The 22,623-nt window shown below is 62.2% G+C and carries 25 protein-coding genes and 1 tRNA gene; 10 read left to right on the top strand and 16 right to left on the bottom strand.

The annotated features are described in order from the left end of the window. Nucleotides 1-2: 2 nt before the first annotated feature. The gene (locus GOX53_RS12190; RefSeq protein ID WP_171176747.1) at nucleotides 3-1,229 is read right to left on the bottom strand and encodes an MFS transporter; all 1,227 of its coding nucleotides are present in this window, start codon (nucleotides 1,227-1,229) and stop codon (nucleotides 3-5) included. A gap of 103 nt (nucleotides 1,230-1,332) precedes the next feature. Between GOX53_RS12190 and GOX53_RS12185 the strand changes: the two genes are divergently transcribed. Genes GOX53_RS12185 through GOX53_RS12170 form a run of 5 tightly spaced genes read left to right on the top strand, consistent with a single transcriptional unit; the run spans nucleotide 1,333 to nucleotide 3,428 of the window. Next, nucleotides 1,333-1,965 (top strand): DNA-3-methyladenine glycosylase, encoded by a 633-nt coding sequence (locus GOX53_RS12185; protein WP_171176653.1) that lies wholly within the window; start codon nucleotides 1,333-1,335, stop codon nucleotides 1,963-1,965. Beyond that, nucleotides 1,962-2,627, top strand: a complete 666-nt coding sequence (locus tag GOX53_RS12180; RefSeq protein WP_171176651.1) for an alpha/beta hydrolase — start codon at nucleotides 1,962-1,964, stop codon at nucleotides 2,625-2,627. Before GOX53_RS12185 ends, GOX53_RS12180 begins: the two co-directional genes overlap by 4 nt. Beyond that, the gene (locus GOX53_RS29810) at nucleotides 2,627-2,902 is read left to right on the top strand and encodes a GNAT family N-acetyltransferase (RefSeq protein ID WP_254446546.1); all 276 of its coding nucleotides are present in this window, start codon (nucleotides 2,627-2,629) and stop codon (nucleotides 2,900-2,902) included. The genes GOX53_RS12180 and GOX53_RS29810 overlap by 1 nt, the downstream gene beginning before the upstream one ends. 29 nt (nucleotides 2,903-2,931) lie before the next feature. Next, nucleotides 2,932-3,132, top strand: a complete 201-nt coding sequence (locus GOX53_RS29805) for a GNAT family N-acetyltransferase (protein ID WP_254446545.1) — start codon at nucleotides 2,932-2,934, stop codon at nucleotides 3,130-3,132. Further along, complete coding sequence (locus GOX53_RS12170) at nucleotides 3,126-3,428, top strand: putative quinol monooxygenase (protein ID WP_171176649.1); 303 nt, start codon at nucleotides 3,126-3,128, stop codon at nucleotides 3,426-3,428. The genes GOX53_RS29805 and GOX53_RS12170 overlap by 7 nt, the downstream gene beginning before the upstream one ends. Before the next feature lie 83 nt (nucleotides 3,429-3,511). Here GOX53_RS12170 and GOX53_RS12165 read toward each other — a convergent pair whose 3' ends face one another. Next, on the bottom strand, nucleotides 3,512-3,937 hold the full coding sequence (locus tag GOX53_RS12165; protein WP_171176647.1) for a VOC family protein: 426 nt from the start codon (nucleotides 3,935-3,937) through the stop codon (nucleotides 3,512-3,514). Nucleotides 3,938-3,987: 50 nt separating this feature from the next. Beyond that, entirely contained in the window at nucleotides 3,988-4,596 is a 609-nt protein-coding gene (locus GOX53_RS12160) for a pseudouridine synthase (protein ID WP_171176645.1), read from the bottom strand. Nucleotides 4,597-4,809: 213 nt separating this feature from the next. Here GOX53_RS12160 and GOX53_RS12155 point away from each other — a divergent pair, with 213 nt between their 5' ends. Next, nucleotides 4,810-5,400 (top strand): HNH endonuclease, encoded by a 591-nt coding sequence (locus GOX53_RS12155; RefSeq protein WP_171176643.1) that lies wholly within the window; start codon nucleotides 4,810-4,812, stop codon nucleotides 5,398-5,400. Nucleotides 5,401-5,407: 7 nt separating this feature from the next. On the opposite strand, the gene GOX53_RS12150 is transcribed toward GOX53_RS12155, so the two are convergent. From GOX53_RS12150 to GOX53_RS12140, 3 genes are all read right to left on the bottom strand, one after another. After that, the gene (locus GOX53_RS12150) at nucleotides 5,408-5,875 is read right to left on the bottom strand and encodes a disulfide bond formation protein B (protein ID WP_171176641.1); all 468 of its coding nucleotides are present in this window, start codon (nucleotides 5,873-5,875) and stop codon (nucleotides 5,408-5,410) included. Continuing rightward, on the bottom strand, nucleotides 5,872-6,450 hold the full coding sequence (locus GOX53_RS12145) for a YqaA family protein (protein WP_171176639.1): 579 nt from the start codon (nucleotides 6,448-6,450) through the stop codon (nucleotides 5,872-5,874). The genes GOX53_RS12150 and GOX53_RS12145 overlap by 4 nt, the downstream gene beginning before the upstream one ends. A gap of 124 nt (nucleotides 6,451-6,574) precedes the next feature. Continuing rightward, nucleotides 6,575-6,660: transfer RNA gene (locus tag GOX53_RS12140), tRNA-Leu, on the bottom strand. A 310-nt stretch (nucleotides 6,661-6,970) separates the two neighbouring features. Here GOX53_RS12140 and GOX53_RS12135 point away from each other — a divergent pair. The 4 genes from GOX53_RS12135 (at nucleotide 6,971) to GOX53_RS12120 (ending at nucleotide 11,753) form a co-directional block, all read left to right on the top strand. Continuing rightward, nucleotides 6,971-7,939 carry a TAXI family TRAP transporter solute-binding subunit gene (locus tag GOX53_RS12135; RefSeq protein WP_171176637.1) on the top strand — a complete coding sequence of 323 codons (969 nt, stop codon included), beginning with the start codon at nucleotides 6,971-6,973 and terminating at the stop codon, nucleotides 7,937-7,939. A 110-nt stretch (nucleotides 7,940-8,049) separates the two neighbouring features. Further along, nucleotides 8,050-10,659 carry a TRAP transporter permease gene (locus tag GOX53_RS12130; protein WP_171176635.1) on the top strand — a complete coding sequence of 870 codons (2,610 nt, stop codon included), beginning with the start codon at nucleotides 8,050-8,052 and terminating at the stop codon, nucleotides 10,657-10,659. Beyond that, the gene (locus tag GOX53_RS12125; RefSeq protein ID WP_171176633.1) at nucleotides 10,656-11,087 is read left to right on the top strand and encodes a universal stress protein; all 432 of its coding nucleotides are present in this window, start codon (nucleotides 10,656-10,658) and stop codon (nucleotides 11,085-11,087) included. Before GOX53_RS12130 ends, GOX53_RS12125 begins: the two co-directional genes overlap by 4 nt. 240 nt (nucleotides 11,088-11,327) lie before the next feature. Further along, on the top strand, nucleotides 11,328-11,753 hold the full coding sequence (locus GOX53_RS12120) for a GNAT family N-acetyltransferase (RefSeq protein WP_254446544.1): 426 nt from the start codon (nucleotides 11,328-11,330) through the stop codon (nucleotides 11,751-11,753). Between the two features lie 83 nt (nucleotides 11,754-11,836). Here the strand turns inward: GOX53_RS12120 and GOX53_RS12115 are convergent, their stop codons facing one another. From GOX53_RS12115 to GOX53_RS12070, 10 genes are all read right to left on the bottom strand, one after another. Then, nucleotides 11,837-12,802, bottom strand: a complete 966-nt coding sequence (locus GOX53_RS12115; RefSeq protein WP_171176629.1) for an ABC transporter ATP-binding protein — start codon at nucleotides 12,800-12,802, stop codon at nucleotides 11,837-11,839. After that, complete coding sequence (locus GOX53_RS12110; RefSeq protein WP_171176627.1) at nucleotides 12,799-13,764, bottom strand: ABC transporter ATP-binding protein; 966 nt, start codon at nucleotides 13,762-13,764, stop codon at nucleotides 12,799-12,801. The genes GOX53_RS12115 and GOX53_RS12110 overlap by 4 nt, the downstream gene beginning before the upstream one ends. After that, nucleotides 13,761-14,027: a hypothetical protein gene (locus GOX53_RS12105; RefSeq protein ID WP_171176624.1), complete on the bottom strand. Its 267-nt coding sequence runs from the start codon at nucleotides 14,025-14,027 to the stop codon at nucleotides 13,761-13,763. The genes GOX53_RS12110 and GOX53_RS12105 overlap by 4 nt, the downstream gene beginning before the upstream one ends. Before the next feature lie 64 nt (nucleotides 14,028-14,091). Then, nucleotides 14,092-15,042 carry an ABC transporter permease gene (locus tag GOX53_RS12100; protein WP_171176622.1) on the bottom strand — a complete coding sequence of 317 codons (951 nt, stop codon included), beginning with the start codon at nucleotides 15,040-15,042 and terminating at the stop codon, nucleotides 14,092-14,094. Beyond that, nucleotides 15,039-16,016 carry an ABC transporter permease gene (locus tag GOX53_RS12095; protein ID WP_171176620.1) on the bottom strand — a complete coding sequence of 326 codons (978 nt, stop codon included), beginning with the start codon at nucleotides 16,014-16,016 and terminating at the stop codon, nucleotides 15,039-15,041. The genes GOX53_RS12100 and GOX53_RS12095 overlap by 4 nt, the downstream gene beginning before the upstream one ends. Nucleotides 16,017-16,103: 87 nt before the next feature. Next, on the bottom strand, nucleotides 16,104-16,961 hold the full coding sequence (locus GOX53_RS12090) for an alpha/beta fold hydrolase (RefSeq protein WP_171176618.1): 858 nt from the start codon (nucleotides 16,959-16,961) through the stop codon (nucleotides 16,104-16,106). A 47-nt stretch (nucleotides 16,962-17,008) separates the two neighbouring features. Continuing rightward, nucleotides 17,009-18,574 carry an ABC transporter substrate-binding protein gene (locus tag GOX53_RS12085; RefSeq protein ID WP_254446543.1) on the bottom strand — a complete coding sequence of 522 codons (1,566 nt, stop codon included), beginning with the start codon at nucleotides 18,572-18,574 and terminating at the stop codon, nucleotides 17,009-17,011. A 114-nt stretch (nucleotides 18,575-18,688) separates the two neighbouring features. After that, on the bottom strand, nucleotides 18,689-20,101 hold the full coding sequence (cls, locus tag GOX53_RS12080; RefSeq protein WP_171176616.1) for a cardiolipin synthase: 1,413 nt from the start codon (nucleotides 20,099-20,101) through the stop codon (nucleotides 18,689-18,691). Nucleotides 20,102-20,262: 161 nt separating this feature from the next. Beyond that, nucleotides 20,263-21,390, bottom strand: coding sequence for an acetoin utilization protein AcuC (locus GOX53_RS12075; RefSeq protein ID WP_254446542.1), 1,128 nt, complete (start codon nucleotides 21,388-21,390; stop codon nucleotides 20,263-20,265). Next, nucleotides 21,380-22,459, bottom strand: coding sequence for an AI-2E family transporter (locus GOX53_RS12070; protein WP_171176614.1), 1,080 nt, complete (start codon nucleotides 22,457-22,459; stop codon nucleotides 21,380-21,382). The genes GOX53_RS12075 and GOX53_RS12070 overlap by 11 nt, the downstream gene beginning before the upstream one ends. Between the last annotated feature and the right edge of the window lie 164 nt (nucleotides 22,460-22,623).

Genomic DNA, 22,623 nt, shown 5'->3' with positions numbered 1-22,623 from the left:
GCCTAGCGTGTGCCGGGTTCGGCAGGCCGCAGCGTGAGCCAGATCAGCGCACCACCCGCCAATGTCAGCAGCGGCACCATGGCGAGGTTGACCGCCGTCCACCCCTCGACCGGGGAGCCACCCGAGCAGTTCATCAATCCGCCCGAGGCCAGCGAGGCCAGGGTGACACCGCCGAAGACCAAGAGGTCATTCAGGCCCTGCATCCGCCCACGTTCATGCGGTTCATGGGCGTCCGCCAGCATGGCGGTGGCGCCGATGAAGCCGAAATTCCAGCCCACGCCCAGCAGGATCAGTGCCACGAAAAAATTGCCCAGATCAACGCCCTGCAGCGCCACGACACCGGCACCCGCCAGAATGATCAGACCGGATGCCACGATCTTCTCCACGCCGAAACGGGCAATCAGGTGGCCGGTGAAGAAGCTGGGCACGAACATGGCAAGCACGTGGCTCGACACCACATCCGCCGCGTTACCCTCGGTGTAGCCGCACCCAACCACGGCCAGCGGGGTCGAAGTCATCACCAGGTTCATCAGCGCATAAGACACCATGGCACAAATCACGGCCACTGCGATGCGTGGGGTTTTCAGTAGCTCCAGCCGGGTGCGCCCGCGGGGGCTGTCGGCGGCGGGCGGGGGCGGCTTGGGTATGTCGAGGAAGAAAAACAGAACCGAGCCCAAAACGTTCAATGCGATCACCGCCAAATAGGTGCCGAGGAACGGCACCACAAAGGCCTGCGAGGTCGCCTTGACCAGTTGCGGCCCGATGATGGCCGCCGCAAGCCCGCCTGCCATGACATAGGAAATCGCCTTGGGCCGGTAGGCGTCCGAGGCAGTGTCGGCGGCGGCAAAGCGGTAGAACCCGTGCGCACTCATGTAGATGCCAGTCAGCAGACTGCCCGCCAGAAAGATCGGGAACGAGCCCAGATAGAGCCCATAGGCCCCGACCGCACCCCCGGTCGCACCAGCGGTGGCGCCGATCAGGAACCCGGCGCGGCGGCCCCATTTCTGCATGATCGACGAGATCGGCGTCGCCGCCAGCATCGAGCCCAGAACGATCAGCGAAATCGGCAGTGTGGCAAGACAGGCATTGGTGGCCAGAGACTGCCCCGCCAGCCCGCCGATGGTGAAGATCATCGGCATTTGCGCGCCCAGAATCGCCTGCGCTGCCACCAAAACGGCGACGTTCCGTTTGGCCTGTCTGTCGTCTGGGGCGGTGGCGGTCATGGTCATGGGCGTATGGGTATCGGCGAATCCGTTTGCGCACAAGCGGCTTGCATATGCGGCAGGCACCCCTAACGTGCGGGGCGTGACTTTGCCGCAGGTGAGAGGGAACATGTCCGTCGGCCGCATCATCGAAACAGACGCCTGCGTGGCCGAAGGGGCGGCATGGCTGGCGCAGACCTGCCCGCGTATGGCCTTTGCCATGAACCGCACCGGCCCGCTGCCGCTGCGGCGCAGGCCAGACGGCTTTGCCCAGTTGTTAAGCGCCATCGTCAGCCAGCAGGTCAGCGTGGCCTCGGCCAATGCGATCTGGGGCCGGATGAAGGCCGCAAAACTGACCGGCCCGCGCAAGATCATGTGGGCCACCGATGACGATCTGCGTGCGGTGGGTCTGAGCCGCCAGAAAATCCGCTATGCACGCGCACTGACCGAGGCGCGCATAGATTATAAGGCGTTGCGCGATGCGCCAGACGCGCAAGTGGTGGCGACCCTGACCGAGGTGCCCGGCATCGGCGTCTGGACCGCCGAGGTCTACGCCATGTTCTCTCTGGGCCGCGCCGATGTGATCGCGCCCGGCGACCTGGCCCTGCAAGAGGCCGCGCGCATCCTCTATGACCTGCCCAAACGCCCCACCGACAAGGAGTTGCGGCAGATGGCCGAGGCATGGTCGCCTTGGCGCTCGGTTGCGGCCCGGGTGCTCTGGGCCTATTACCGCGTGGCCAAGGACAGGGAAGGTATCAGATGACTCGGGTTTTGAATGCGCTCCGCAAAGAGCCGGTCTCGGGCAGCACGCGCTCGGTCGTGGTGTTCGTGCACGGCTATGGGGCCAACGGGCAGGACTTGTTGGGGCTGGCGGATGTGCTGGGCGAGCATCTGCCCGACACCTTGTTTGTGGCGCCCGACGCGCCCGAGACCATTCCGGGCATGCCCTTCGGCTTTCAGTGGTTCCCGATCCCGTGGATCGACGGCTCGTCCGAGGAAGAAGCCCGGCGCGGCATGGAAGCGGCAGTTGACGATTTCAACGCCTTCCTCGACGCACTGATGGTGGATGAGGACGTGCTGCCGGAACAGGTGGTTCTGTTCGGCTTCAGCCAGGGTACGATGATGAGCCTGCACGTGGCCCCGCGTCGCGAGGACCCGGTGGCGGGCATCGTGGCCTTCTCGGGCCGTCTGCTGGAAACGGAACTGCTCGCCGATGAAGTGGTCAGCCGGATGCCGGTGCTGCTGGTGCATGGGGATGCCGACGACGTGGTGCCGCCGCAATCGCTGCCCGAAGCGGCAGAGGCGTTGCAAGGCGCTGGGTTCAAGGAGGTCTATGCCCATGTGATGAAGGGCACTGGGCACGGCATCGCGCCGGACGGGCTGAGCGTGGCGCTGGCCTTCATGCGGGACAAGCTGAGCCTCTGATGCAGATCGCTGTCCGCCCGATGATGCCCGAGGATGTGCCCGCGGCCTGCCGCATTCTCAACGAGATTATCGAGATCGGGGGGACGACCGCCTTTGAGATTCCGTTCTCCGAGGCGCTGTTCGCGCAAAGCTATCTGAACGGGCCGGACAAGATCTGCTGCCACGTGGCGCTGGACGACGCAGGCCGGGTGGCAGGGTTTCAATGGCTGGGCATATATGATGAGTTGCCCGCCGATTGCGCCGATATCGCAACCTTTGCCGCCGCAACCCGGTAGTGAGGGGTGTGGGGCGGGCGCTGTTCGCGGTGACTGCCGAGACCGCCCGGAGCATGGGATTCGCCACCATCAACGCCACCATCCGGGCGGATAATGTGCCAGGCCTGGGCTACTATTCCCGAATGGGATTTCAGGAGCATTCGGTTGCACATGGCGTGCCGCTTCGGGACGGCACGCCGGTGGACCGGATCTCGAAACGCTATGATCTGAAAGGGGAGATGGAATGCTGATCGTGACGGGAGTGGTCGAAGTTGCCGCCGATGGCGTGCACAAGGCACGCGCGGCTGCACAAGCAATGGTGGCCGAGACAGTAGAAGAGCCGGGTTGTTTGATCTATGAGTTCAGCCAGGTGCTGGGGCAGGACAGCCGGTTCCGGGTCTATGAAGAATGGCGGGATCAGGCCGCGCTCGATGCGCATTTTGCAACACCGCATATGGCGGCCTTTCGGGCAGCGTTGGGTGAGGTTGACGTGGTCTCTCGCGAAATCTACCGGGTGGTGGGTGGTGAGAAACAGCCCTTGGGGTGAGGCGCGAGGTCGACACCCCGTGACAAGCCGCTTGAAGCGGCTTTGATGCCCGGTCTGAGCCGGGCGAATGAAGCTTCGAAGCTTCATTCCCACAGCCACCCTTCGGCGAACTCCACGGAGTTTCCCGCTGGATCGCGCACGTAAAGCGAATGCGCGCCGTTGGGCCAATCGAACTCGGCATCGACCTGCACACCGGCGGCGGCCAGGCGATCCCGCATAGTCTCCATCTCGGCGCGCGTCATGACCAGCGCCACATGTCCCGGTCCGTGCGCGCCATGGGGTGGCACCGGCAAGCGCGGGTTGGTTGGCGGCAACTCGGTCTGGTCCGGGTTGAAGATCAGCAGCACTGAGGTTCCCAAGCGAAAGAACACATGCCGCTCACCCACCCGCTGGATGCGTTCGAGCCCCAGCAATTCGCCGTAGAACCGCTCGGCGGCGTCCAGATCGTCGACATAAAGCGCGGCCTCGAGGATGGCAGTAGGGCGGGGCGCGTCAGGCAGTTTGTTCATGGCCAGAGCGTAGCGTCTGCGTCCCGTGCTGTCAGCTGCGCTGCAAGGCCTCAGCGGCGCGGTTTGCGTCCGGAGCGATTTTTGCGGGGTGCCTCTGATCGTGGTGGCAAAGGTAGGGTCTCCCACGTGCCGCTGTCTAAGCCGTCCAGCGTCCAGTCACCGATCCGGCAGCGGATCAGGCGCAGGGTAGGGTGGTCGACGGCAGCGGTCATGCGGCGCACTTGCCGGTTGCGGCCCTCGCGAATTGTGAGTTCGATCCAGCAATCAGGCACCGACCTCCGTTCGCGGATCGGTGGGGTCCGAGGCCAGAGACCGGGCGGTTCGTCAATGACCCTGGCCTTGGCCGGGCGGGTCAGACCGTCGTTCAGTTCGACCCCATCCTGTAGCGTCGCGAGTGCGGCAGCATCGGGAATGCCCTCGACCTGCGCCCAATAGGTCTTGGCCATCTTGTGTTTCGGGTCGGCGATCCTTGCCTGCAGCCGCCCATCATCGGTCAGCAGCATCAGTCCCTCGCTATCGCGATCCAGCCGCCCCGCGGGATACACTCCGGGCAGGTCGATGAAGTCCGACAGGGTGCGGCGCGGCGACTCCGCACTACCCCGATCGGTGAATTGTGACAACACGTCGAAGGGCTTGTTGAAGCGGATAAACCAGGACATGACCCAAGCCCTTACCGGCCCCGCGGTGGCAGGGCAAGCTGTGGATAACTGTCACGCCGCTGTTACCCGACAGCGATATGCAGATGCCGAGATATTGTGGAAACTCGGGGCTTGTCAGAGATTTAACACGATATATAGTCGTAGTAAGGCCGGGGCGGGTGCTCCCCGCTCTGGTGTCACAACGGGCAGTTCAGAGCGAGGAGCGAATCTGTAATGGACGGAGACTTCAGGACCGAATTTGTCAGGGAACCGGGGGCGTTGAGGCAAAACCCCGCGTTGGTCCTGAACGCCGATTACCGTCCGCTTTCCTACTATCCTTTGTCCCTCTGGCCCTGGCAGGAGGCGATCAAGGCTGCCTGGCTTGACAGAGTGGATATCGTCGCGGAGTACGACGAGGTGGTCCGCAGCCCGAGTATCGAGATACGAATACCTTCGGTCGTGGTGCTGAAGGACTATGTGAAACCCCAAAAGCGCGTGGCCTTCACGCGCTTTAATTTATTTCTGAGGGATGAGTTCTGCTGCCAGTATTGCGGTGGCCGGGGGGATCTGACCTTTGACCACGTCGTGCCGCGCGCCGCAGGAGGCGTGACCAGCTGGCAGAACGTTGTGGCCGCGTGCAGCCCCTGCAACCTGCGCAAGGGCTCCAAATCGCTGCGGCAGGCGGGTATGTCTCTGCGTAAGCCGCCGCGCCAGCCTCAGGCTGAGGAGTTGCGCAATATCGGGCGCAAATTCCCGCCTAACCATCTGCACGAAAGCTGGATGGACTTTCTGTACTGGGACGCGGAACTCGACGCCGACGTTTGACCGGCCCTCAGGCCGCGTGTGTGCGCATGGCCATCAGCCAGATAGACATAAGCGCCAGCGAAACTACGGCGTTCCAGCTGGCCATCGACAGACCCAACATCTCCCACGGCACCTCATCGCAGCGCACCAGCGGCGCAGCCATGATCTGTTCCATGAGCTGTTGCGGCGTCAGCCCGCCGATCTCGCCCGATGTGCAGGTCGAGGGGCCTTCCCACCATCCACGCTCGACCCCGGTGTGATAGATCCCGATGCCGGCTGTACTCAGCACAGCCAGCGCACCAAGGGCCGGCAGTAGACGGACGGAGATCATCAGGGCAGCCAGACCAATCAGAACCGCCACGCCGTGCGGGTAGCGCTGCCAAATACACAGCTTGCAAGGCGCCAGTTCGCCCAGATGCTGGAATCCCAAGGCACCCAGCAGCATTGCCGCCGACCCGGCCGCCGCCAAAAGAACCAATGTATCGCGTCGTGTCATAGGTACCGTACCAGAACGAATCCTCCGATCAGGAGGATCATGAACAGCGTGAACATAAGACCCAACCGCTTCTCAATGAAGTCCCGGATGGGCTCGCCGAAGCCCCAAAGCAGCCCGGCCACCACAAAGAACCGTAGCGCACGAGCCAGGATCGACGTGGCGACGAAGGTGCCCAGCGGCATGCCGGTCCAGCCGGACATGATGGTGATGACCTTGTATGGAAACGGCGTCACGCCCGCGGTCAGCACGGCCCAGAAGCCGAAATCGTTGAAGCGCGTGTTGAACTCTTCCATGGCGGCGCCCTTGCCCATGGCGGCGAGCACCGGCTGGCCGATGCTCTCGTAAAAGAAGGCACCGATGGCATAGCCCAGCATCCCACCCAGCACCGACGCAACAAGCGCCACCAGCGCGATGAGCCAGGCCTTGGACGGCCGGGCGAGGATCATCGGGATCATCAGCACATCGGGCGGGATCGGAAAAACCGAGCTTTCTAGGAAAGCCACCACCGCAAGGGCCCACATCGCATTCGGGTGCTCCGCCAGGCGGATGGTACGGTCATAAAGCGATTGCAACATGGGACGCAGTATCCGGCAAAAGAAAATCGTCCCGATGGCAAATCATGCCAATAGCCGGGCGTCAACCTGTGTCGCCGAAGCGTGCGGCATCCATTTGCGAAAAATCGCAATGCTGGAATTGATGTGGTGCCCAAGGAGAGACTCGAACTCTCACGCCCGTGAAGGCGGGGGATTTTGAATCCCCTGCGTCTACCATTCCGCCACTTGGGCCACGGGTATTGGATTAGCGTCCGGGGCAGGGAAGGTCCAGAGGCAAAAATGCATGGGCCCCGGATCGCAGAGAGACGGGGAAAAAACACCTGCGCTCGCCAAATATGCGTTTCACGCGCCCTCATCTCAGAGCGAGACTTGACAAGTCCGTGATCGGAATGAAACGCTCGGCTCAGCGGGAGAGACAGGAATTTCAAACATTTGCGTCCGGCAAAAGAGGCGCGGTTATTCTACAAGGCCACGATCCCCAATCACGGGGATGACCAAGCTCATCTTTCGTCCGCTGAATAATAAATCTGGGAGTTCATAAATGAAAAAAACCAGCAAACTCAGCCTCGGCGCAATCGTCACGGCGGCGCTCATGGCTCCGGCAGCCTATGCCGAAGAGTTCATCACGATCGGGACCGGCGGCGTGACCGGCGTCTATTACCCGACCGGCGGCGCCATTTGCCGTCTGGTGAACAAGGGGCGCAAGGAACATGGTGTGCGCTGCTCGGTCGAGTCGACCGGCGGTTCGGTTTACAACATCAACACCATCCGCGAAGGCGAGCTGGAATTCGGTGTGGCGCAATCGGACTGGCAGTACCACGCCTATAACGGCAGCTCGAAATTCGAAGAGGCGGGGCCCTTCGAGGACCTGCGCGCCGTCTTCTCGGTTCACCCGGAACCCTTCACCGTTGTCGCACGCGCCGATGCGGACATCTCGAGCTTCGAGGACCTGAAAGGCAAGCGCGTCAATATCGGCAACCCGGGATCGGGCCAGCGCGGCACGATGGACGTGGTACTTGAAGCGATGGGTTGGACCACTGACGATCTGGCTCTGGCCTCGGAACTGAAAGCGGCTGAACAGTCGGCTGCGCTCTGCGATAACCAGATCGACGCGATGATCTACACCGTGGGTCACCCCTCGGGCTCGATCCAGGAGGCGACCACCGCCTGCGATTCGGTTCTGGTGAACGTAACCGGTGATGCCATTCAGGGGCTGATCGACGACAACTCGTACTACCGCGCAGCCACCATCCCCGGCGGCATGTATCGCGGCTCGGACGGGGACACGCAGACCTTTGGTGTCGGCGCCACCTTCGTCACCTCGGCGAACGTGTCGGATGACGCGGTTTATGCGGTGGTCAGCTCGGTCTTTGAAGATTTCGATGCCTTCAAAAAGCTACACCCGGCCTTTGCCAACCTGAAGCCCGAAGAGATGGTCAAGGACGGTCTGTCCGCTCCGCTGCACCCCGGTGCGGCCAAATACTACAAGGAAAAGGGCTGGATCGATTAATCCACCCGATGCGCAATTGACGAGGCGCCTACGGGCGCCTCGTTCTCACCCGATACCGGGTCAAAAACGCCGCTGGACAAAAGAGGGCGGCAGGACGGGGAGACTTTTTGATGACCTCTGATTCTCAGGGCAATCGTCCGCTATCCGAAGAAGAACTACAGGAACTGGTGGCATCGTCGGACGCGGGCGCGCGGGATCCGGCGGGCAATGTCGGGCTGTTTCTGGCCATCGTGGCCGTGATCTGGTCCGTGTTTCAGGTGATCCTGGCCTCGCCGGTCTCGAACCTGCTGCTGCCGGGGTCGGTGGTGAACAACTCGCGCCAGATCCATCTGGCCTTTGCGATGTTCCTGGCGTTTTCGGCCTATCCGGCGCTGAAATCCAGCCCGCGAAATTACATCCCGATCCAGGATTGGATCATGGGGATTGTCGGCACCGTGATCGCGCTTTACGGCTATATCTTCTACCAGAAGATCGTGAATGCGGGCGGTCTGGCCGATGACACTGACAAATGGGTTGCCCTGGTCGGACTGATCCTGCTGTTCGAAGCAGCCCGCCGCGCGCTTGGCCCGGCAATGGCCATCATCGCGACGATCTTTCTGGCCTATGTCTTCTTCGGCGCTTCGGAATGGGTGCCCGAGGTCATCCGCTGGAAGGGCGCCAGCCTGAAAAAGGCGATGAGCCATATGTGGATCACCTCCGAAGGCGTGTTCGGCATTGCCCTGGGCGTGTCCACCAAATTCGTCTTCCTCTTCGTGCTCTTTGGCGCGTTGCTCGATAAAGCGGGCGCGGGGAACTACTTCATCAAGATGGCGTTTGGTGCTCTGGGCCACTTGCGCGGCGGGCCGGCCAAGGCCGCCGTGGTGGGTTCGGCCGCCACCGGCCTGATTTCGGGCTCGTCGATCGCCAACGTTGTGACCACCGGCACCTTCACCATCCCACTGATGAAGCGCGTGGGCTTTACCAGCGAACAGGCCGGTTCGGTCGAGGTCGCATCCTCGGTCAACGGTCAGATCATGCCGCCGGTGATGGGGGCCGCCGCCTTCCTGATGGTGGAATATGTGGGCATCTCATATGTCGAGGTGATTACCCACGCGTTCCTGCCCGCTGCGATTTCCTACATCGCGCTGGTCTATATCGTGCACCTCGAAGCGGTGAAGCGGAACATGCCGACGCTGGGCAACCGGGTCGTGTCGATGGGCAGGACCATTGGCGGCATGGCACTGTTCTTTGCCGGGTTCGCGGGCCTCTGCTACGGCGTGCAATATCCCGTGCGCTGGATCTCGGACCTGATGCCCGGTGCCTCGGGCCTGACGCTCTCGGCGGCGGTTGTGGTGGCTTACATCCTGCTGCTCAAACTGGCTGCCGGGGTCGAGGATCTGGTTCCCGACGATCCCAATGCCAAGGAGGTCGAACTGCCGGTCGTAGCCGAGATCTACAAGGCCGGTCTGCATTATCTGCTGCCGATCATCGTTTTGGTCTATTTCCTGATGATCGAGCAGAAATCGCCCGGCCTCTCGGCGTTCTGGGCCACCGCACTGCTGTTCGTGATCCTGCTGACGCAGAAACCGCTCAAGGCGATGTTCCGCGGGCAGAGCAACATGGTTGACACCTTCATGGAAGGCGTTCGCGACCTGTGGCAGGGTCTGATCGACGGTGCCCGCAACATGATCGGTATCGCGCTGGCCACGGCCACCGCGGGCGTGATCGTGGGTACGGTGACGCTGACCGGTGTGGGGCAGGTGATGGCCGATCTGGTTGAGTTCCTGTCCGGCGGCAACCTGATCCTGATGCTGGTGATGGTGGGCCTGCTCAGTCTTATCCTGGGCATGGGCCTGCCGACCACGGCCAACTATATCGTGGTCAGCTCGCTGATGGCCGGGGTCGTGGTGGAACTGGGCGCGCAATCGGGCCTGATCGTGCCTCTGATCGCGGTGCACCTCTTCGTCTTCTATTTCGGCATCATGGCGGATGTGACGCCACCTGTGGGTCTGGCGAGTTTCGCCGCCGCCGCCGTGTCGGGGGGCGATGCGATCAAGACCGGGTTCACGGCCTTCTTCTATTCCCTGCGGACCGTGGCGCTGCCCTTCGTCTTCATCTTCAACACCGATCTACTGCTTATCGATGTGGGATGGATCGGGGGCATCATCGTGGCGATCTCCGCCACCATCGCGATCCTCGTCTTCACCGCCGGGACGATGGGCTATTTCGTCTCCCGCAACCGGATCTATGAAAGTGTTGCGCTGATCCTGATCGCGTTCGCGCTGTTCCGGCCGGATTTCTTCATGAACCGGATCGCTCCGCCGTTTGAGGTCATCGAACCTGCCGGCTTCGTGCAGGCCGTGGGTGAGGCCGAGCCGGGGTCTGAGCTGCGCCTGACGGTAAGCGGCCCGGACTTCGATACCGGCAACATGAAGGACACCACCCTGATCCTGACCGTCGGTCCGGAGGAGGGCGGCGAGGCGCGGGTCGATGCCTTTGGTCTGCTGCTGCTGGAAGAGGACGGGTTGGTCAAGCTGGAAGAGCCGATCTTTGGCTCGCCGGTCTCGGCCAATCTGGACAGCTTCGATTTCTACGCCGATGACGCGGTGCGGATCGCCACGATCCAGGCGCCGTCCAGCCAGCCGCCCAAAGAGCTGGTGTTCATCCCGGCGCTGATCCTGCTTGGCCTGATCGCCTTTCTGCAACGCGGCCGGGCCGCCAGAGAAGGAGTACCCGCATGACCAAATCCGTGCTCTGCGCCGTTGATATCAGCAACGGCGATCACGACGCCCCGGTGCTGAAACAGGCGGCGCGTCTGGCCGATCTGGACGGGGCGCAGCTGGACGTGGTGACTGTGCTGCCCGATTTCGGGGAACGCTGGGTCTCGGGGTTCTTTGAGCCCGACTTCCACGAAAAGGCCGTGAACGAAGCGCACGACCAACTGGTGCATCTGTGCGCTGCCGCGTTGGGCGAAGAGCGAAACGCCTCGATCCGGCACGTGGTGGCGACCGGGACGGCCTATCAGGAGATCCTGAAGACCGCTGAAGGCGCCGGCAGCGACCTTATCGTGATCGGCGCGCACACGCCCGACCTCAAGGACTATCTGCTGGGCCCCAACGCCGCACGTGTGGTGCGGCACTCAACGGCCTCGGTTTACGTGGTGCGCTGAGCGATCTATTGAAATCGATTGAGCCCCGGACATTGTCCGGGGCTTTTTGTTGCCCAATGGTGGTTTTTCGGAGCTATGCTGATCTACTAAGTTCAATTGTCATCGCCTACTCACCAACCCTTGACTGACATGCCTTTGAAAAACGTCGAAATTGAGTTCTGTGACAGCCTGCCGCCCCGAGGTCAGTTGAACGGAATACTCACCCAGTACTACGACCTGATTGTTCAGAGAATGCGGGGAATGGGTTTCGATATTGACCCGGCCGCACCGCAAAGCGCACTTGCCGAGTTTTGGGCGAATGCAACGGATTATCTGCCCCCGAAAGGATGCCTGGTTTTGGCCCGGGATGGGACGGGGCAGATCGTCGGATGCGGCATGTTGAAGTGCCTGGACGAAGAGACAGGAGAGTTGAAGCGATTGTTTGTGACCAAAGAAGCGCGCGGCACCGGAGCAGGCCGAAAACTGGTCGAGGCTCGGGTCGAGGCCGCGCGGCAAATGGGACTGAAGCGCTTGGTCGTGGACACGCTGACGCCGAACGTCGAAATGCGCAGCCTCTATCCCAAGCTCGGTTTCACCGAGGTCGAGGATCCAATCGAGACAACCACATATCATGACCAGCCAATGCTGCGCCCACATATGCATTTCTTTGTCAAAGATATCTCGTAGCGATTGCGAACTGATCGTTCAGGCGCAGTTGCGCCAACAGTGGATCAGTTAGGTTGTCTCGGACAGCCCCAACCGTGTCGGCATCACCCCTCCACCATGTGACAGGCGACCCGCGTCTCGCCCACCCGCCGCAACACCGGACGTTCGCTGCGGCACCGATCAGCGGCCAGCGGGCAGCGCGGGTTAAAGACACAGCCGGGTGGCGGGTTGATCGGGTCGGGGATTTCGCCCTGCGGTGGCTCTTCCTCGCGCCCGAACTGGTCCAGTTTGGGGGCGGCGGCCAGCAGCATCTGGGTGTAGGGGTGTTTCGGTGTTTCGAACAATGTATCCGGGCTGGCCTCTTCCACCAGTTGCCCCAGATACAGCACTCCGATCCGGTCGGCCATGTGCCGCACCACCGTCAGGTCGTGGCTGATGAACAGATAGGTGAGCCCCAGATTTTCCTTCAAATCCGACATCAGGTTCAGCACCTGCGCCTGCACCGACACATCCAGCGCCGAGGTCGGCTCGTCGCACACGATCAGGCGCGGCTCGGACGCCAGTGCGCGCGCCACGCAGATGCGCTGCCGCTGACCGCCTGAGAACTGGTGCGGGAATTTGTCGGCATCGAGCGCCGACAGCCCCACCTGTTCCAACAGTTTCTCCGCCAGCCTCTCTACCTTGCCGCCACGCGCCCGGACCGGCTCGACAATGATATCCTTCACCCGCCAGCGCGGATTGAGCGAGGCGTATGGGTCCTGAAAGATCATCTGGATGTTCGAGCGCAGATCGCTCAGCACTGCTTTGTCGGTCTCATGGGCGAGATCGACCCCCTCAACCTCAACCGCGCCGTTCGAAGGCGGCAGCAGCCCCACCAAGATCTTGCCGATGGTGGATTTACCAGACCCGGATTCGCCCACCAGCGCATAAACGGTTTTCTCTTCGATCTCGAAGGTGACGTCGGACACGGCGGTCAGCGTCTGCTTTGGCAGTCGCTCCAGCACCCGGTTCAGCCAGGGCTTCGACACGTCGAAAGTGCGGGTCAGGTTGCGGATCGTGACCATGCTCATGCGTGTTCTCCGATCGGGTGCCAGCAGGCGGCGCCCTCCGTCAGGGCAGGGCGCGGCGCGGCGCGGCAGGTGGCGTCGGCAACCGGGCAGCGCGGGTTGAACGGGCAGCCCTCGGGCAGGGCGTTGAGCCGTGGCATGGCGCCGGGGATCTGCCGCAGCCGGGCTTGACCGTGCGAGTTCGCGGGCATCGAGCCCACCAGCCCGTCGGTGTAAGGGTGCTTCGGGTGGGTCAGCACATCGCGAACCGGGCCGATCTCGACCAATTGGCCCGCGTACATCACCGCCACCCGGTCGGCGGCCTCGGCGATCACGCCCATGTCGTGGGTCACGAGAATGACCGAAGTGCCATGATCCCGGCAGAGCCGTTTGAGCAGCGCGATGATCTGCGCCTGCACCGACACGTCCAGCGCCGTTGTGGGTTCATCCGCGATCACCAGCGACGGCTCGGCACAGAGCGCCAGCGCGATCACCACCCGCTGTCGCATGCCGCCAGAGAATTCGTGCGGGTAGCTGTCGAGCCGCTCGGCGGCGGCAGGGATGCCGACCTCTTCCAACGAGGCCAGCGCCCGTTTGCGCGCCTCGGCCTTGGAGACGCCTAGGTGGGTTTCGATGGTCTCGGAGAGCTGTTCTCCGATCGGGATCAGCGGGTTGAGCGAGGTCAGCGGGTCCTGAAAGACCATCCCGATCTCGCGCCCCCGGATCTTGCGCATCTCGCGCAGGGGCAGGTTGTCGATGCGCCGTCCGTTCAGCAGGATTTCACCGCTGGCGATATGGGCAGGGCGGTCCAGCAGGCCAATGACGGCGTTGCCGGTCATCGACTTGCCGGCGCCGGACTCGCCCACGACTCCGAGAATCTCGCCTGGGGCGAGGTCATAGCTGACGCCGTCCACGGGCCGCAGAACGCCATGGCGGGTCGGGATCTCGACAACGAGATCGCGGACGGAGAGGACCGGTTCAGTCATTTCTCGACCAGTACTTTTTGTCGGAAAAATTTTTCGACGAGTTCCATGAACTTCTCAAATTGTTTGTCCTTGCCTTCGTATTCGCAGATCAAGCCTTGCCAGCCGATCGTGCGGTGGTCGTCGTAATGACTTTCGACAAAGCCGTGAAATTCTTCGAAGAAGGTGTCCGCAAAGGAGTCTTTGTCGGTGGCATAACGTCTGTGCGCGCGCCAACCTTCTAAGTGGATGTGAACATCTCGGAGATCGTTACTACCAAAGAACATTCCCGGTCGTCTTGCGGTCATTCTAAGAAACGACAGTAGGATACTTGAGGTTGCCGTCACGAGGTCACCGCAGCTTCGGATTCAGAGCGTCCCGCAACCAGTCGCCCAGCAGATTGACCGACAGGGCCAGCGCCAGAAGGGTGACTGCGGGGAAGAACAGGATCCACCATTCGCCCGAGAACAGGAATCCTTGCCCGATGCGGATCAGGGTGCCGAGTGAAGGCTGGGTGGGCGGCGCGCCGACGCCGAGGAAGGACAGCGTTGCCTCGGCGATGATCGCCAGCGCCAACGAGATGGTGGCGATGACCAGCACCGGTGACAGGATGTTGGGCAGGATGTGCCGCATCATGATCGCAGGACCCGAGCGGCCGATCATCCGCGCCGCCTGCACGTATTCGCGGTTCTTCTCGACCAGCGCCGCGCCGCGCACCACACGCGCAAACTGCACCCAGTCGGACAGGGCGATGGCTATGATCAGCACCCAGATCGCCATCTCGTCCCGGTATTCCGGCGGGGTGAAGCCCTTGGCGATTCCAAAGATCAGCATCGCCACCAGAATGGCCGGGAATGTCAGCTGCACGTCTGCGATCCGCATGATCAGCGTCTCGGTCCAGCCGCCGACATAGGCCGCGACCAGCCCAAGGATGACGCCGACGATCATCGCCAGCACCACCGCCGAGATGCCCACGAAGAGCGAGATGCGCAGACCGTAGAGGATGGTCGAAAACACATCGCGGCCCTGGTCGTCGGTGCCGAGCAGGAAGGTTTCCTGCGTGAACGCATTGGGCTCACCCGGCGGGGTAAAGCCGTTCATCAGATTCAGCGTCGCCGGGTTGAACGGATCATGTGGTGCGATCAGGGGCGCAAAGAGCGCCGCCAACAGCAGCACCGCCACGATGAACAGCGCCACGATGGCCACCGGCGAATGGCGGAAGGACCAGACGAAATCGCTGTTCCAGAACTCGGCCAGCCGCGAGAGCTTGGCCTCGACGGGTTTCTGCGTCACTTCGGTCATGCGGTCCTCCCGTCGATGCGCAGGCGCGGGTCGATGGCGTAGTAGAGCAGGTCGACGATCAGATTGATGGTCACGAACATCACCGAAATCAGCATCAGATACGCTGCCATCACCGGGATATCCACGAACTGAATGGCGTTTATGAACAAAAGCCCGACGCCGGGCCACTGGAATACCGTCTCGGTGATGATGGCAAAGGCGATGATCGAGCCCAGCTGCAGGCCGGTCACCGTAATCACCGGCACCAGCGTGTTCTTGAGTGCATGGTGAAAGTTCACCGCCCGGTCCGTCAGACCCCGGGCGCGGGCAAAGCGGATATAGTCGGCGCGCAGCACTTCAAGCATCTCGGACCGCACCAGCCGCATGATCAGCGTCATCTGATAAAGGCCCAGAGTAATTGCGGGCAGAATCAGCGCCTTGAGGCCCGAAGCTGTCAGAAATCCGGTGGACCAGTTGCCGATCTTGACCGTCTCACCGCGTCCGAAACTGGGCAGCCAATCCAGCTCGACCGAGAACACGTAGATCAACAGGATGCCGATCAGGAAGGTGGGTAGCGACACGCCGATCAGGCTGAGTGTCATGATCACATTGGCCGCGATCCCTCGTCGTCGGATCGCAGTGAAAACGCCGAGCGCGATGCCCATCGTGATGGCAAAAAAGCCCGAGACCAGCGCCAGTTCCAGCGTGGCGGGCGCACGCTCGGAGATGATGGTAGCGACGGGGCGACCTTGCCTATAGGAGACGCCGAAATTGCCCTGCGCAGCACCTTGCAGGAACTTGAAGTACTGCACCGGGAACGGCTGATCGAGGCCTAGCTCCGTGCGCAGCCGGTCGATATCGGCTTGTGTGCGCTCCTGTCCCAGCATGTTGTCGATGGGGTCGCCGACAAAGCGGAACATGGAAAAGGCGACCAGCCCGACGACCAGCAGGACGACGATCGATTGGAAAACGCGGCGAATGACATAGGCGAGCATGGATCAAGTTGGTCCCGCGAATTGTTACAGGTGTCAACAGCCATTCCGGCCGAAACCGGAAAAGACCCGTTGAAAGATTCCGGGCGATCAGTCGGCGCTCAGACTGCCCAGAAAGTCCAAGATCGCGGCGTTCACCACCTCGGGCTGCTGCCATTGCACAAAATGGCTGGCGTTTTCGATCAGCAGCAATTCGGCGTTGGGGATCAGGTCGGCCATGCGACGAGTATGTGCCTCATCAATTGCTTCCTCGTAGATGCCCGCGGCAACGATGAAAGGGGTTGCAATCCCGCGTAGCTGATCTTCGGAAAAGCTGGGTTGTGACCCCCACATCGCAAAGACCTTTTCCGAGAACGGTCCGAAACTGCCCGGGGTGGGTGAGATGGCGCCATATTGTGCAACGGCATAGCCGACATATTGGCCGACCAAGCCATCTCCGCCAGCCGAGGGTTTAACGCCGGACACGTCGTAGTTCGCCCCGATGGCGAACACACCGATCAGCCGCTCCGGCGCCGTGATCGCCAGTTCCAAACCGATATTGCCGCCATCCGACCATCCGACAATGGCCGCCTTGTCGAGTGATAGTGCGTCCATGACGGCCAGAACATCGCGCGCCATTAGCGTATACGAGTAGGGTTGATCATCATCCGTCGAGCGCCCATGCCCACGGCTGTCAATCGCGATCAGGCGATACTGTCCGGACAGGGCAGGGATTTGGGAGCCGAAATCCTCGGCGGCGCCCAGCCCGCCATGTAGCAGGAGCACCGGCAGGCCCTCCGCATCGCCGAAGGTCATGTAGTGGATACGGGCGCCCTCGGTTTCGACTTCGCCGGATGAGGCGGATTCGGGAAGGGCGAAGGGCGCCGACAAGGACCGCCAGGCCCAGAGAGGGGCAGAGAGAAAACACAGCGACACCAGAAGTGTCAGTCCGAATTTCAGGTGTTTCATGGTTCTCTCCTCCCTGTTTAGTGTTCTACGTCAAATAATTGTCAGCATCAGTTCACCTTGACCCAGCGCAGAATGAAGAAATTGTCGGGCCGTTGTGTGACCTCGACATTAGCGCGGGTGCCCCAGACCAGTGGTTGCACATAGAGCGTCACATAGGCCTGCTCTTCCTGCAGGATCCGGACCACTTCATCCAGCATCGCCTGACGGGCGCCTTCGTCCAGTTCGGACTGGATTTGTGGCAACAGCTCATCCACCCGGGCATTGGAGAATCCGCCGAAATTCCAGCTCCCCAGCTTCTTTTCCGGGTTGGGAGTGCTGGCCAGAAAGCGGATCGGATGTTCGGCATCGAAGGTGCCCGGTGACCAGCCCAGCAGGTACATGTCGTACTTGTCCTCGCGCAGCTCGGGCCAGTAGTTGCGCACCGGCATGGCGTCCAGCTCGGCCCGCATTCCGACTTTGGCCAGCATCGAGACCACAGCCTGACACACCGCCTCGTCATTCAGATAGCGGTCATTGGGGCATTTGAGGCCGAACGAGAACCCGTCCGCATAGCCCGCCTCGGCCATCAGCGCCTGCGCCGCGTTCACGTCAAAGGGCGGGCGGTTGGCCAGCGTGCGGGAATAGCCGCTCATGGCCGGGCTCACGAGTTGCGAGGCCTCCTCCGCATGGCCGCGCATGATGGTGCGCAAGATCGCTGGGACGCTGATGGCATGGGCCACCGCCTTGCGCACACGGACATCGGCGAACGGGTTGGGTTTGCCGGCATCGGCGCCGTATTTCAGTGTCTCTGCCTCATGCGGGAAACCCAGCATGATCACGCGCGCCTCGATCCCCTTGATTACCTGGACCTCGGCATTGCCCTCCAGCCGGCCTGCGTCCTGGATAGGCACCGGGTTGATCAGGTCCACATCGCCGGACAGCAGCGCGGCCACGGCGGTGGCCGGGTTCTGAATTGGGGTGAATTCAGCGCGTGTGATGTTGTGATCGGCCTCGCCCCACCAGCCTTCAAAAGGTTCAAGAACGGTACGCAGTCCGGGTTCGCGTGCAGTAACCTTGAAGGCGCCTGTGCCATTGGCGTGGATGGTGGCGTAATTGCCGCTTTCCTTGTCCGGTGCGACGGCGTCATTAGCCTCGGCCCAGCCGCTGTCCATCATCATCCAGTTGGCGATGGAAGATGGAAAGATCGGGTTCGGTGCGTTGGTCAGGATATCGACCGTGTAGTCGTCGACGATCTTGACCTCGGAGACAGGGGCGAACCAGCTGCTGGTGTCTGCAGCCTCGCTGGACGCACGTTGATATGAGAACAGCACATCCTGCGCATCGAAAGCGCTGCCATCGTGGAACGTCACCCCTTCGCGCAGCTTGAACCGCCAGCCTTCACCGCCACCGATCGCCTCCCAACTGGTCGCCAGAGCAGGCTCCACGGTCATGTCCTTGCCGCGCCGCACCAGCCCTTCGTAGACGTTGTTGAGAAACCCCAGAACCGGGGCCGAGTTGACCGCATGCGGGTCCATGGTCTGCGGATCGGTGGTTGAGGCCCATTTGAACTCGGCGGCCTGCGCCGTGGCCGCCAGCCCCAGCGCCAGAACACTTGCGGTCATCAGGTATCTCATTGCGGCGTCTCCCTGTTCCTGGTGTTTCGGGTTGAGACTAGCGCAGTTCGGGCCGGTGCCTATCACAAATTGTGTTCTTTTTTGAGGGAGATCCGTCAGAAACGGGGCGGTCGATCAGAGGATAGGAGAGAACAGACGGGCCAGCGGCGCGCCATAACGGATGTAGAGGGATTGTTGCTGCAGCTTACGGGTCAGTTCGTAGCTTGCTGCGAAATCGTCCAGAAGCATCGCTTCGACCGCTGTCGCCGCGCGGGTGTCGAAGAACAGGGCCATCGCCTCGAAATTCAGCCGGAAAGAGCGGTTGTCCAGATTGGTTGTACCGACACCGGCGAGTGTATCGTCCACCACAAAGACCTTCTGGTGCATGAACCCGTCGGTATAGCGGAACACGCGTACGCCGCAGTCGCGGATTTCGTCGAAATAGGCGAAGGCGGCCAGCCAGGGGGTTCGGTGGTCGATCACATCCGGCACCAGAATGCGCACATCCACCCCACGCATGGCGGCGTGTTTGAGAGCGCTCATGATGTCGACGTCCGGGACGAAATAGGGCGAGGCGATCCAGACCCGTTCGCGTGCTTCGGCAATGGCGGCGAAGAACATCATCGCACCGGTTTCCGAGCTGTCGCCGGGCCCGGTCGCGACGATGAGGGCGTTCATATCCTCCTCTGACGGCTCAATCTCCCAATGCAGCAGGTCGAGCAGGTCCTCGCTGCGGGCCCAGTGCCAGTCCTCGGCAAAGATCAATTGCAGTTGCAGCGCGATGGGGCCGTGCACTCGGACATGGGTGTCGCGCCAGGGGCCAAACTTTGGGTCCTGGCCCAGATACTCGACCCCCACATTGTGGCCACCGACAAAGCCCACGCGACCATCCACCACCACCGTCTTGCGGTGATTGCGGTAGTTGAGCTGGAAACGGAAATTGGGGCCGCGTTGGTCGCGGGGGTCCGCCGTGTCGATACCGGCATTCCGCATCGTTTCGTAGTAGCTGTCGGGCAGAGAATAGCTGCCGACCGCATCGGTCATGAAGCGTACATGCACACCGCGTCTGGCGGCGGCGATCAGGCGGTCCTGCAGTTCCTGCCCAAGCTCGTCGTCACGCACGATATAGAATTGCAGCAGGATGTAGTGCTCGGCCGCATCCAGCGCCTCGAAGATGGCATGAAACGTCGCCTCACCGTCGATCAACAAGTCCGCGCCGTTGCCGCGCGATACGGGCAGGTGGGCCAGTTCCTCGAACGGGCGCGGGCTGATGGTGAGGGTTTCAGGATCGGGCCGGGCGCTTTCGCCGAAGGCCTTGATGCTCGCGACAACCCGTTCGCTTTCCCGCCGCGCGACGCGATAGCCGTGAAAACGGTGGTGTCCCAGAAAGAGGTAGAGCGGAACGCCCGCCCAGGGGACTGCCAGCAGAAACACCACCCAGCCGACCGCGCCTTGCGGTGTGCGCGCCGTTTGGGCCGCACGTAGCGCACAGAACAGAGCCGTCAGAAACAGCCCGGCGAGGAACAGAGTGACGATTGCGGTCCACATGATTTTCGTCGGGTCCCGGATTACGGCGCGCCCGTGTATATACGGACCCAATCGGCGGCCGTGTCAACGATCCGCCATGTTCTGGTACAAAACGACCCAATCACCTGCGACGTGGCATTGGCCGTTCAGGCGGCCACTGCGGAAAAACCTTGGGTTTGCGGTTACATGCGATCAGCAAGTTTTTGGACGTCGGTGCGGATTTCATCGCGGATCAGGCCCATCCGTGGCGCATCACGCAAGCTGGTCAGCCACGGCTCGGGCGGCGTGCGTCCGGCGGCACGGCGCCAGGTCAGGGTGCGCAAAATGGACTGTCCCTCAGGCGGCAGATGTTCGGGGATCTCGTGCCCGGACAGCGTCGCCCAGACCCCGGACCAAAGCCGCGCCACCGACCACGGGTTATACCCACCGCCGCCCAGTACCAGCAGGCGAGGCGTGAGCGAACGCAGCGCCGCCACTGTGCGCCAGTGGACGTTGTTCGACAGGGCCAGCCGGGACAGCGGGTCCTCAGCCACCGCATCCGCCCCGCATTGCAGCACGATGGCCTCGGGCCGGTGTGCCTCAACAGCGGGAAGGATCATCTCATCGAGGATCAGCGCGAACTCGTCATCGTTCAGCCCGCGCGGGACCGGTAGATTGAAGGCCGCGCCGCCCGCGTTGTCCTCCAGCATGCCGGTAAAGGGCCAGCGCCGCGCCTCGTGCACCGAGATCATCCGCACCGCGTCCGAACCATGAAACGCCGCCTCGACCCCATCGCAGTGATGGGCGTCGATATCGACGTAGGCGATGCGGCTGAGCCCCTTGTTCAACAGTGTTCGGATCGCCAGCGCCGGATCGTTGAGATAACAGAACCCGCCCGCGCGATCCGGAAACCCATGATGGGTACCGCCGCCCGGGTTGTAGACGACACCGCCCTTGGCAATTAGTTCGGCGCCCAGCATCGAACCACCCGCAGCTGTGGCAGGGCGGCGGTACATCTCGGGGAAGACCGGGTTCGAGATGGTTCCCAGTGCGTGACGGGCGCGGATGGCCTCGCTCACCTGCTGGCGGCGCTCGGCCTCTTGCAGGGCGCCGATGTATTCCGGCGTGTGAAACAGGGTAAGTGCTGAGGGTTTAGCACGCGGGCTGGTGCGGTAGCGCTCGGGCGGCAGCCAGCCCAGCGCGCGGCAGAGGTCGATAACCGTCGAGACCCTCGGGATCGCCAGCGGATGTTTGGACCCATAGGTCGAGCGCCGATAGATTTCGGAGCCGATGAACAGAGGCTGCTCCATCGTCCGACTGTCAGCGCGCATCCGGGTCGTCATCGCTCAACCGCCCGTCCAGCGACATCAGAATCGCCACCGGCCTGAGTGCTGGTACATGGCTGAAGACGATCAGGATGCAGACGGTGAGCGGCACGCTGAGAAAGGCGCCGATGACGCCCCAGACCGTGCTCCAGAACGTCAGCGCCAGAATGACCAGAAAGGTCGACATGTTGAGCGAGCGGCCCAGCAGGGCAGGGTCCACGAAATTGCCGATTGCGAATTGCAACGTACCGCAACCAAAAACGATGACCAGAAACGGCCCGATGCTCTCGAACTGAACCAGCGACACCAGCGCCGGAAAGATCACCGCGATGATCGACCCGATCGAGGGGATGAAGTTCAATGCAAAGGTCAGCACCGCCCAGGTCTCGGCATATTCCAGCCCCAGCGCGCGGAACACCGCGTAGCTGATCGCGGCGGTCAGCGCGCTGATGAAGGTCTTGACGCCCACATAGCGCTGCAGGCTGAACGAGATTGCATCCATCATCGACGCAAGCTCAGCCCCCAGTTCCGGGCTGCGCGCGGCGAGCCGGATCTTGTTGCGAAAGGCCAGGCGCTCGGCCATCAGGAAGGCAACATAGAGGCTGATCAACAGGAATTGGTTCAGCAGCGAGGTGGCGCTGCCCAGTGCAGTGCGCGCGACCAGCGACATGTCGATGCTGATCAGGTTGTCGCGGATGAACTCGGTGACCTCATTGCCGACCAGACCGGTAATGCGGCTGACCGCAGTATCGAATTGGCTCTCATAGGTGCCGACGGCGCGGGCAAATTGCGTGGCCTGATTGCCCAGCACGAACATGATCATGAACAAGCCCGCCAGCACCACCGTGATCCCGGCCAGATTGGCCAGCCAGACCGGTACCGACGCCCACGCCACCACCCGATCACTGACCGCGATGATCAGCACATTGACCAGCAGCGCCACGGTCAGTGGGATCAGAAAGCCGGCACCGGCATAGAGCGCAAAGATCGCCAGCGTCAGCACGATGGCGATGTCCCGCATCGCAGACAGGCTCAAGCGGATGGGGCCGTTTGGGTCGTTACTGTCATAGGCCATGCGCGTTCCGGTTCTCTGCCGTTTGCGGGGTCGGGGCAGGGACGCCCGGGACCAAACTAGTGTGTGTGGACAGTGTTGCACCCTGCGGTCGGATTGTGCAATGGCCGCAGGCGGTTATCGGCGGGGCGTGTGGGGGTTCTGCCGGGCGCGCGGGCGGTCTAGGG

This window comes from Ruegeria sp. HKCCD8929 (genome assembly GCF_013031405.1).
In the GTDB taxonomy this organism is placed as follows: Bacteria; Pseudomonadota; Alphaproteobacteria; order Rhodobacterales; family Rhodobacteraceae; genus Ruegeria.
Note: the sequence above shows the minus strand (reverse complement) of the source record. Positions and strands in the feature narration are given on the sequence as shown.

Coding starts and splice junctions, on each gene's coding strand:
- GOX53_RS12095 (WP_171176620.1), bottom strand. CDS start 16,016: ATGCTCGCCTATGTCATTCGCCGCGTTTTCCAATCGATCGTCGTCCTG.
- GOX53_RS12130 (WP_171176635.1), top strand. CDS start 8,050: ATGACCTCTGATTCTCAGGGCAATCGTCCGCTATCCGAAGAAGAACTA.
- GOX53_RS12145 (WP_171176639.1), bottom strand. CDS start 6,450: ATGTTGCAATCGCTTTATGACCGTACCATCCGCCTGGCGGAGCACCCG.
- GOX53_RS12070 (WP_171176614.1), bottom strand. CDS start 22,459: ATGGCCTATGACAGTAACGACCCAAACGGCCCCATCCGCTTGAGCCTG.
- GOX53_RS12190 (WP_171176747.1), bottom strand. CDS start 1,229: ATGACCATGACCGCCACCGCCCCAGACGACAGACAGGCCAAACGGAAC.
- GOX53_RS12185 (WP_171176653.1), top strand. CDS start 1,333: ATGTCCGTCGGCCGCATCATCGAAACAGACGCCTGCGTGGCCGAAGGG.
- GOX53_RS12135 (WP_171176637.1), top strand. CDS start 6,971: ATGAAAAAAACCAGCAAACTCAGCCTCGGCGCAATCGTCACGGCGGCG.
- GOX53_RS12115 (WP_171176629.1), bottom strand. CDS start 12,802: ATGAGCATGGTCACGATCCGCAACCTGACCCGCACTTTCGACGTGTCG.
- GOX53_RS12120 (WP_254446544.1), top strand. CDS start 11,328: ATGGGTTTCGATATTGACCCGGCCGCACCGCAAAGCGCACTTGCCGAG.
- GOX53_RS12090 (WP_171176618.1), bottom strand. CDS start 16,961: ATGAAACACCTGAAATTCGGACTGACACTTCTGGTGTCGCTGTGTTTT.
- GOX53_RS12100 (WP_171176622.1), bottom strand. CDS start 15,042: ATGACCGAAGTGACGCAGAAACCCGTCGAGGCCAAGCTCTCGCGGCTG.
- GOX53_RS12160 (WP_171176645.1), bottom strand. CDS start 4,596: ATGTCCTGGTTTATCCGCTTCAACAAGCCCTTCGACGTGTTGTCACAA.
- GOX53_RS12105 (WP_171176624.1), bottom strand. CDS start 14,027: ATGTTCTTTGGTAGTAACGATCTCCGAGATGTTCACATCCACTTAGAA.
- GOX53_RS12150 (WP_171176641.1), bottom strand. CDS start 5,875: ATGACACGACGCGATACATTGGTTCTTTTGGCGGCGGCCGGGTCGGCG.
- GOX53_RS12125 (WP_171176633.1), top strand. CDS start 10,656: ATGACCAAATCCGTGCTCTGCGCCGTTGATATCAGCAACGGCGATCAC.
- GOX53_RS12170 (WP_171176649.1), top strand. CDS start 3,126: ATGCTGATCGTGACGGGAGTGGTCGAAGTTGCCGCCGATGGCGTGCAC.
- GOX53_RS12155 (WP_171176643.1), top strand. CDS start 4,810: ATGGACGGAGACTTCAGGACCGAATTTGTCAGGGAACCGGGGGCGTTG.
- GOX53_RS12180 (WP_171176651.1), top strand. CDS start 1,962: ATGACTCGGGTTTTGAATGCGCTCCGCAAAGAGCCGGTCTCGGGCAGC.
- GOX53_RS29810 (WP_254446546.1), top strand. CDS start 2,627: ATGCAGATCGCTGTCCGCCCGATGATGCCCGAGGATGTGCCCGCGGCC.
- GOX53_RS12085 (WP_254446543.1), bottom strand. CDS start 18,574: ATGAGATACCTGATGACCGCAAGTGTTCTGGCGCTGGGGCTGGCGGCC.
- GOX53_RS12165 (WP_171176647.1), bottom strand. CDS start 3,937: ATGAACAAACTGCCTGACGCGCCCCGCCCTACTGCCATCCTCGAGGCC.
- GOX53_RS12110 (WP_171176627.1), bottom strand. CDS start 13,764: ATGACTGAACCGGTCCTCTCCGTCCGCGATCTCGTTGTCGAGATCCCG.
- cls (WP_171176616.1), bottom strand. CDS start 20,101: ATGTGGACCGCAATCGTCACTCTGTTCCTCGCCGGGCTGTTTCTGACG.
- GOX53_RS12075 (WP_254446542.1), bottom strand. CDS start 21,390: ATGCGCGCTGACAGTCGGACGATGGAGCAGCCTCTGTTCATCGGCTCC.